Origin of the sequence: Pectobacterium versatile (genome assembly GCF_020166435.1) — a bacterium.
Taxonomy (GTDB): Bacteria; Pseudomonadota; Gammaproteobacteria; order Enterobacterales; family Enterobacteriaceae; genus Pectobacterium; species Pectobacterium versatile.
This window is the reverse complement of sequence record NZ_JAINZP010000008.1, coordinates 197,275-206,274: the sequence shown is the minus strand read 5'-3', so window position 1 is coordinate 206,274 and position 9,000 is coordinate 197,275. Positions and strand designations below refer to the sequence as shown.

Sequence of the window (9,000 nt, the reverse complement as noted above, 5' to 3'; positions counted from 1 at the left end):
CGGCAATAGCCGTCCGTTTTTTATTCCACACAGAAAATGTGTAAATATGTATGAGCGCTTATTTTACTTCGATGCCCTTTGCCTGTAGGTCGGCATGGTAGGACGAGCGAACAAATGGACCGCAGGCAGCGTGGGTAAAGCCCATCGCCATCGCTTCAGCCTTCATCTCATCGAACTCATCCGGGCTGACGTAGCGCTGCACCGGTAGGTGATGACGGCTCGGCTGTAAATATTGTCCCAGCGTCAGCATCGTCACACCGTGGCGACGCAGGTCACGCATCACTTCCACGATTTCAGCATTAGTTTCCCCCAATCCAACCATCAGGCCAGATTTGGTTGGGATATCTGGATGTGCGCTCTTGAAGTTTTCCAGCAGCTTCAGTGACCACTCATAGTTCGCACCAGGACGGACCTGACGGTAAACACGCGGTACGTTTTCCAGATTGTGGTTGAACACATCTGGCGGCGTGGCGGTCAAGATCTCTAACGCGCGATCCATACGGCCACGGAAGTCTGGCACCAGCGTTTCGATGCGGATAGTCGGGTTTTTGCGGCGAATAGCGCTAATGCAGTCTGCAAAGTGCTGGGCACCGCCGTCGCGCAGATCATCACGGTCAACGGAGGTGATCACGACATAGCGTAAGCCCATGTCATGGATGGTCTGTGCCAGTTTCTCAGGCTCATTGGCATCCGGCGTAAGCGGTCGGCCGTGGGCAACGTCACAGAACGGGCAGCGACGGGTACAAATGGCACCCAAAATCATGAAGGTGGCGGTACCGTGGTTGAAACACTCCGCCAGATTCGGACAGGACGCTTCTTCGCAAACTGAGTGCAGCCCGTTTTTGCGCATGGCTGCTTTGATTCCCTGAATACGGCTTGAATCCGCCGGAAGTTTAATCTTCATCCATTCAGGTTTGCGCAGAAGCTCTTGGCGTTCGGTGACGACAGTACGTACCGGGATTAGCGCCATCTTATCGGCATCGCGGTATTTGACGCCGCGTTCGATCTGAATCGGTTTACTCATGTTTGCGTAAGTTCCAGTTCTGAATCGTTTCTTTAAATTTGTAATTCAAATTCAAAGGATTATGTTTTTAGTTAAACTTTTTTTTAAAAAACTACAAAAATTATATCATCTTGCCTAACCACAATCAGCCCTTGCGCGATCAAAATGAAGAAATTATGTGAATAAAATGTAATTTATCAAAAAACGATCGTCTAACTGACTGATTTTCATTAACAGGATGAAATGCATTAGCTATGAAGCGGCTCACCCTGAACGTCCAGATTCCACGGGACAAATTCGGGTGCGGAATAGCCGACTAACTGCAAAAAGGTATTCACCAGCACGGGGGCGGTGTCATCCAGCGTGACGCCCGGCACCAGATCGCTGAGTTGCGTCATCTCCATACCGGCGTAACCACACGGGTTGATACGCAGGAAAGGGGAGAGATCCATGGCAATATTGAGCGCCAGCCCGTGGAAAGAGCAGCCTTTACGAATACGCAGCCCTAACGAGCAGATTTTACGCGCGCCCACATAGACGCCGGGTGCATCAGGACGGGCATGGGCTTCGATTTCGAAGTGTGCCAGCGTGCCAATCACGGTATTTTCAATTGCGGTGACGAGCTGACGAACGCCGAGCTTGCGACGCTTCAGATCAATCAATACGTACATAACCTGCTGACCGGGGCCGTGGTAGGTCACCTGGCCGCCTCTGTCGCTCTGAATCACGGGAATGTCGCCTGGCATGAGGACATGTTCGGCTTTGCCCGCCTGACCTTGTGTGAATACGCGAGGATGCTGAACCAGCCAGATTTCATCGGGGGTTTTATCATCACGTCGGTCGGTGAAATTATGCATCGCCAGAGAGACGGGTTCATACGGCTGTACGTCAAATTGGCGTACGATGATCTTATCCTGTAGCAAGTGTGTCATCTTCAGGTTAAGGAAAGGTGGGGGAGATTATAACGGCGGGAAGCGTCAGCGAACAGTCCTATGCACAAGTATGCTGTGCAAAACTATGCAGCATAAAATTATGTAGTATAAAACCATGCCGCACTTGCCAATTTTCCCGCCCGTTCTTCTTACAGCTCGATGCTTACAGAACTATATGCCTTACAGAACCATGCGCACGATGTCTATGTTGCCCAGTTCTTCGTACAGCGTTTCCACCTGCTCAATGTGAGTCGCCGTGATGGTGATGGAAACCGAGTGATAATTCCCTTTGCTGCTGGGTTTGATCTGCGGCGTGTAGTCGCCTGGCGCATGACGCTGTACCACTTCAACGACCAGATCGACTAACTCTGGTTTTGCCTCGCCCATGACTTTGTAGGTAAAAACACAGGGGAATTCAAGCAGTTCGTTTAATTTGGTTTTCATTTGCGCTCCAGAGAGGGTAATACATCTGCATTAGCACTGACATCAGTACAGTATACTAAAAAATATAACTCCCGCGTTGTGCGGGAGTTATGGATGGTATCTATATGGGGGCATTTTGGCCCCATACAAGGGGACTTAGCCGAACCAGTGATGGAACATCAGTTTGATGTAATCGATCATGCGGCCAAAGATTCCGCCTTCTTTCACTTCGTTCATGACGACCAGCGGGCGCTGATCGATGGTTTTGCCATCCAGTTGGAAGTTGATGGAACCCACAACCTGATTTTTGGCTAACGGCGCATGCAGTTCCGTGTTGTCCAGAACATAGCTGGCTTTCAGATCTTTCATACGGCCGCGCGGAATGGTCAGGTAGGCATCTTTCTCAACGCCCAGCGCAACGCGGTCGCTGTCGCCAAACCAGACGGGCTCAGAAGCGAATTCTTTGCCTGCTTTCAATGGCGCGACGGTTTCAAAGAAGCGGAAGCCCCAGGTCAGCAGTTTCTTACTTTCTGATTCGCGACCTTTGGCATTACGTCCACCTAGTACCGCAGAAATCAGGCGCATCTGGCCTTCTGTTGCCGAGGCGACCAGATTAAAGCCAGCTGATGACGTATGGCCCGTTTTGATGCCGTCAACATTCAGGCTGGAATCCCACAGCAAACCGTTACGGTTAGGCTGGCGAATATTGTTGAACGTGAACTCTTTCTCTTTGTAGGTCGCGTACTCTTCTGGCACATCACGGATTAGCGCTTGACCGATCAGGGCCATATCGCGTGCCGAACTGAACTGGCCCGGTGCATCAAGACCGTGCACGGTTTCAAAATTGGTATTTTTCAGTCCCAGCGCTTTCACGTAACCGTTCATCAGGTTAACAAAGGCATCCTGACTGCCAGCAACGTAGTCGGCCATGGCGACGCAGGCATCGTTACCGGATTGCAGGATAATGCCGCGGTTTAACTGGGAGACAGGAACGCGGTCGCCCGGCTTCAGGAACATCAGGGAAGAACCCTGGAAAGTCGGGTTGCCGGTTGCCCAGGCATCTTTACCGACGGTAACGATGTCATTCGGGCTGATTTTTCCTGATTTAATGGCCTGACCAATCACGTAGCTGGTCATCATTTTCGTTAAGCTGGCCGGATCGCGGCGCGTGTCGGCATTCATTTCCGCCAACACTTTCCCAGAGTTGTAATCAATCAGGATGTAGGATTCAGCATCGATTTGCGGGACGCCGGGGATCATCGTTTTAAGATTGATATCTTCGGCATAGGCAAAGGAAGAGGCGCTAATGGCGAGCAGTGCGCCAAGCGCAGTACGTTTAGTAAAACGAGACGTGTTTACAGTATTCATGATTGGAACAACAACATCCGTGGGTATGAGTTAAAAAACGAGCCACACTATAGCAGATGGGAAATAGGCAGGCATCAGACATTACGTTACGTGATTTTGCAAAAGGGCGGTATGTTCAATGCCATAGCCGCCTTTTTCGCTGCGTGAGTCTGCCGATTATCCGTTACTAGAGGGTGCTGGGTGCGGCGGTAATAAACGACTGCTGCTGAGCTTCGACTGACAAACGTTGTTGAAGTTCAGCGGCTTGCTGACGATTCTGGAATGGCCCCAGTTGAATACGATACAGGCCGCCGCTCGCCGTGACTTTCCCGGCCACGCGGAAGCGTTCGCTCAGGCTGCGCTGCCAGGTTTGCGCGCGCTGCTGATCGCTCAGTGCACCGACCTGAACCACATAGCGACCCGTGGCGGAAGGCGTTGCAGCCACAGGAGCAGTAACCGCAGCCGCTGCTGGCGCGACATTCATTGGCGCAGCGGATGATGATGGCGCTACCGCTGGCGTCACGCTGGATTCAACCACGCCAGCACGCAGAGCGGAAGGCGCACCCAAAAAACCGCCGCTGTGTGATGGTGTGCTGCTCTGCGGCTGAGCATCTTCTGTTGGTGTGCTCAGGCTGCTATTACTGATCGGGCGTACGGCGCTGTTGGGCGTGGGTGACGTCGTTTCCATCATCGGTGTACCCAGCCCGCTGGCGCCGAAGCTCGGGCGTTCCGGCAGGGCGAAGCTTTGCTTGGCGACGGTGGTGCCCACGGTTCCGGGACCGGAGAGCGTGCCGTCTGGCGCGACGTTGATGAAGTCCACTTTTACTTTGGTATTGTTCGAGATGTTCAGCCGATCGCCTGCGGCCTTCGACAGATCGATAATTCTGCCCGGCGTATACGGCCCGCGATCGTTCACACGTACCACCAGACGGCGACCGTTACTCAGGTTGGTCACGCGGACATAGCTTGGCAGAGGCAGTGTCGGGTGGGCAGCGGTTATTGCATTAGGGTCAAACGTTTCGCCGATTGACGTGCGGTTGCCGCTGGCTTCTTCGCCATACCATGCCGCTAAGCCTGTCTCGCTAAAATTTTGCGGATTTTTGACAACCTTATAGCTCTTGCCTTTGATGCTGTAGTCTTGCAGCGTGCCCTGGTTGTAGGGTTCATAACGCGGTTCTGCGCCACCGATTTCTTCCGTCGGTCCGCTGTAAACCTGAGTCACAGGCGGCGTAGGCTGCCGCTGTTCCGTTGTGGTACAGGCCGCAAGCGCCAGAGTTGCTACGCCGACCCAAAGCCAATCCTTACGCATTGCTCACCTCGTGTTATAAATTCTTAGATAGCAGTTTGCGGTGAGTATGTATCGACATGACGATACCGAACCCCGCCATTAAGACGACCAGCGCCGACCCACCGTAGCTGACTAGCGGCAGCGGCACGCCAACGACGGGAAGTATACCGCTGACCATCCCGATATTGACGAACACATAGAAAAACAGAATCAACATCAGTCCGCCGACCATGACCCGGCCGAACGAGGTTTGCGCATTCGCGGCAATGACCAGACCGCGCATGATCATGAACAGATACATGGCGAGCAGAATCAACACGCCGATTAACCCAAGCTCTTCCGACAGTACGGCAAAGATAAAGTCGGTGTGGCGCTCTGGCAGAAACTCTAACTGAGACTGTGTGCCATGCAGCCAGCCTTTCCCAGACAGGCCACCTGAGCCTATCGCAATTTTCGACTGAATAATATGGTACCCGGCCCCGAGCGGGTCGCTTTCTGGATCGAGCAGCATCATGACCCTGGCGCGCTGATAGTCATGCATCAGGAAAAACCAGAGTATAGGAATAAAAGCGGCGAGTAGCAGGACGGCGATGCCAATTAACCGCCAGCTCATGCCTGCGAGGAAAAGCACAAATAACCCTGATAGCGCGACCAGAATCGAGGTACCTAAGTCGGGCTGTGCAGCAACCAGCAGCGTAGGGACAAAAATCAGCACCAGCGCGATTGCCGTATTTTTTAACGACGGCGGGCACATATCACGGTTGATAAAACGCGCGACCATCAGCGGTACGGCGATTTTGGCAATTTCTGACGGCTGAAAGCGAATAAAGCCCAGATCCAGCCAGCGCTGTGCGCCTTTACTGATCTGCCCAAAAATATCCACGATGAGTAGCAAAATCACGCAGACGATGTAGAGGTAGGGGGCCCAGCCTTCGTATACGCGCGGGGGAATTTGCGCCATCACGATCATCACCGTAAACCCCAACACGATTTGAACGACTTTTCGTTCCATCATGCCGATGTCCTGCCCGCTGGCGCTCCATAAGACAAATAGGCTATAGCCCAGCAGAGCCAGGATGCAGAGAAGAAACGGGAGGTCGATATGGATTTTCGCCCAGAACGATCCCTTTTGTTGGCTATCGGTCATGACTGTCTGTTACTCACTCTCGCTACCCGGCGGCGCAGGAGGCGCACTAGGTAAATCGGTATTGTTATCACCCAGCAGAATATGGTCAAGGATCTGGCGGGTGATGGTGCCAACGGTCGGGCCTGCTCCACCGTTTTCCAGAATAATCGACATCGCTACTTTAGGGTCTTTATACGGGGCAAACGCAACCATTAATTTATGGTCACGCAGATGTTCTGCGATCTTGTGCGCATTATAGGTTTCGTTTTCTTTCAGGCCGAAAACCTGTGCCGTACCGGATTTTGCCGCAATTTTATAAGGCGCATCCTCAAAGCTTTTGTGGGCGGTACCGTTAGGCCGGTTAGCCACGCCATACATACCGTCCTTCGCCACTTCCCAATAGCCAGAGTGGATGTTGCCAATTTGTTGATTCTCAGTCTGTAGGAAAGGTATAATCTTGCCATTTTCCCGCGAGCTATAAAGCAGGTGCGGCGTTTTGACCTGACCGTCGTTGATCAGTGTCACCAGCGCCTTATTCATTTGGATAGGCGTTGCGGTCCAATAACCTTGACCAATCCCGACCGGAATCGTATCCCCTTGATACCAGGGTTTTTTGAACCGGCCTAATTTCCACTCACGCGTTGGCATATTGCCTTTGCTTTCTTCCGAAATATCGATACCAGTTCTCTCGCCGTAACCAAATTTGGTCATCCATTCGGACAGGCGATCGATGCCCATGTCATAAGCGACCTGATAGAAGAACGTATCTGCGGACTCTTCCAGCGACTTGGTAAGGTTAAGGCGACCATGACCCCATTTTTTCCAGTCGCGGAAGCGCTTTTCAGAACCGGGTAATTGCCACCAGCCGGGATCGAACAGGCTGGTATTAGTGGTGATCACGCCCGCCGTCAGGGCGGAAACCGCGATATAAGGTTTAACGGTGGAGGCGGGGGGATAAATCCCCTGTGTTGCACGATTGATCAACGGACGGTCGGGATCGCTTTGTAGTTTTGCGTAATTTTTGGTGGAAATCCCGTCAACAAAGAGGTTGGGATCGTAACTGGGGGTGGAAACCATCGCCAGAATACCGCCGTCGCGTGGATCGGTGACAATCACGGCGGCACGGCTGCCTTCCAGCAGTTTCTCGATGTAGATTTGCAGGCTCAGATCCAGCGTCAGATAAATATCACGCCCCGCCTGCGGTGGCTGTTCGTGGAGCTGGCGGATCACGCGGCCACGGTTGTTAACTTCAACTTCTTCATAACCGGGCTTGCCGTGTAGCAGATCTTCGTAATGACGTTCAATACCTAGCTTACCGATGTCACGTGTGGCGGCGTAATCGGCAATCTTTTCTTCTTTGGTCAGCCGTTCCACTTCTTTATCGGTGATTTTGGAAACATAACCCGTGACGTGCGTCAGGGCAGAGCCGTAAGGATAATAGCGGCGCTGGTAGCCTTTAACTTCAACGCCTGGGAAGCGATATTGGTTGACGGCAAAACGGGCAACCTGAATCTCATCCAGCCCGCTTTTTACGGGGATGGAAGTAAAACGGCGTGAACGCTTACGCTCTTTTTCAAAGTTTTCCAGATCGCTATCGGTCAGATCGACGACGGGGCGCAGGGCTTCGAGCGTATCTTTAAGGTTGTCGACTTTGTCGGGTACGAGTTCTAACTGATAGATAGTGCGATTCAACGCCAGCGGAGTGCCATTACGGTCATAGATGATGCCGCGACTCGGCGCGATAGGAACCAGCTTAATGCGGTTTTCATTAGAGCGCGTGCGATAGTCATCAACACGTACAATTTGCAGATGGTAAAGATTAGCGACTAATACACCAGAAAGCAGCAAAATGCCCAGAAATGCTACCAAAGCACGGCGCACAAACAGGGCGGACTCAGCCGTATAATCACGAAAGGGTTTACGTTCTACTTTCATCCAGCGTTATTTCACAGGTTTCATCGTATCGCCTTACTCCCGATGGTAAGGGTGATTAGTCGTAATGCTCCATGCACGGTACAGGCTCTCTGCCACCAGTACACGAACGAGCGGGTGCGGCAGCGTTAATGGCGAGAGTGACCAGCTTTGTTCCGCTGCGGCTTTGCATTCTGGCGAAAGCCCTTCAGGCCCACCAATCAGCAGGCTGACGTCGCGCCCGTCCTGTTTCCAGCGCTCCAGCTGTTGCGCCAACTGCGGCGTCTCCCAGCGAGTCCCTGGAATATCCAGCGTAACAATGCGGTTGCCTTTGCCCACCGCCGCTAGCATCTGTTCGCCTTCGCGCTCCAGAATGCGTTTGATGTCCGCATTTTTACCCCGTTTCCCCGCCGGAATTTCGAGTAATTCGAAAGGCATGTCCTTTGGGAAACGGCGCAAATAATCGGTGAAACCAGTCTGCACCCAGTCAGGCATTTTGGTGCCAACGGCGACCAGTTGCAGTTTCATGCTAGCCCCACAGTTTTTCCAGTTCGTACAACTGGCGACTTTCTTCTTGCATGACATGAACCATCACGTCACCCAAATCGACAACAACCCAATCTGAGGCGTTTTCACCCTCGACACCGAGTGGGATCAAACCCGCGGCGCGTGAGGATTGTACGACGTGATCGGCAATGGAGGCGACATGACGTGTAGAAGTACCCGTACAGATAACCATGTAATCGGTGATGCTGGACTTACCCTGGACGTTGAGTGCAACGATATCCTGAGCTTTTAAGTCATCGACCTTATCAATAACGAAGTCTTGGAGTGCTTGGCCTTGCAAAGGTTCCCCCTCAATGGCGTTTTGTCAGTAACTGACGAACGCGTGCGGCGCTGAATTGTTTAGGAAAAACGTGAACCACCGAGTAATTGCCGAAGATTTTCGCTTTTCCCGGTGATTGAAACC

At 52.5% G+C, this 9,000-nt stretch carries 9 protein-coding genes; all 9 read right to left on the bottom strand.

Annotation, left to right across the window (positions count from 1 at the left end; all coding sequences use genetic code 11):
* Nucleotides 1-58: 58 nt before the first annotated feature.
* Nucleotides 59-1,024, bottom strand: a complete 966-nt coding sequence (lipA, locus tag K7X24_RS12185) for a lipoyl synthase (protein WP_095698844.1) — start codon at nt 1,022-1,024, stop codon at nt 59-61.
* Between the two features lie 227 nt (nt 1,025-1,251).
* On the bottom strand, nt 1,252-1,935 hold the full coding sequence (lipB, locus tag K7X24_RS12180) for a lipoyl(octanoyl) transferase LipB (protein ID WP_224555119.1): 684 nt from the start codon (nt 1,933-1,935) through the stop codon (nt 1,252-1,254).
* A 180-nt stretch (nt 1,936-2,115) separates the two neighbouring features.
* Nucleotides 2,116-2,379 carry a DUF493 family protein YbeD gene (ybeD, locus tag K7X24_RS12175; RefSeq protein WP_005976281.1) on the bottom strand — a complete coding sequence of 88 codons (264 nt, stop codon included), beginning with the start codon at nt 2,377-2,379 and terminating at the stop codon, nt 2,116-2,118.
* A gap of 135 nt (nt 2,380-2,514) precedes the next feature.
* Nucleotides 2,515-3,726, bottom strand: coding sequence for a D-alanyl-D-alanine carboxypeptidase DacA (dacA, locus tag K7X24_RS12170; RefSeq protein WP_010284040.1), 1,212 nt, complete (start codon nt 3,724-3,726; stop codon nt 2,515-2,517).
* 166 nt (nt 3,727-3,892) lie between these two features.
* Nucleotides 3,893-5,014, bottom strand: a complete 1,122-nt coding sequence (rlpA, locus tag K7X24_RS12165; protein WP_224555118.1) for an endolytic peptidoglycan transglycosylase RlpA — start codon at nt 5,012-5,014, stop codon at nt 3,893-3,895.
* Nucleotides 5,015-5,027: 13 nt separating this feature from the next.
* Nucleotides 5,028-6,140 carry a peptidoglycan glycosyltransferase MrdB gene (mrdB, locus tag K7X24_RS12160; RefSeq protein WP_010298765.1) on the bottom strand — a complete coding sequence of 371 codons (1,113 nt, stop codon included), beginning with the start codon at nt 6,138-6,140 and terminating at the stop codon, nt 5,028-5,030.
* Nucleotides 6,141-6,149: 9 nt separating this feature from the next.
* Nucleotides 6,150-8,054 carry a peptidoglycan DD-transpeptidase MrdA gene (gene mrdA / locus K7X24_RS12155; protein ID WP_224555117.1) on the bottom strand — a complete coding sequence of 635 codons (1,905 nt, stop codon included), beginning with the start codon at nt 8,052-8,054 and terminating at the stop codon, nt 6,150-6,152.
* 33 nt (nt 8,055-8,087) lie between these two features.
* Entirely contained in the window at nt 8,088-8,558 is a 471-nt protein-coding gene (gene rlmH, locus K7X24_RS12150) for a 23S rRNA (pseudouridine(1915)-N(3))-methyltransferase RlmH (protein ID WP_005976291.1), read from the bottom strand.
* 1 nt (nt 8,559) lies between these two features.
* Nucleotides 8,560-8,877, bottom strand: coding sequence for a ribosome silencing factor (gene rsfS / locus K7X24_RS12145; protein ID WP_039482837.1), 318 nt, complete (start codon nt 8,875-8,877; stop codon nt 8,560-8,562).
* Nucleotides 8,878-9,000: the final 123 nt, after the last annotated feature.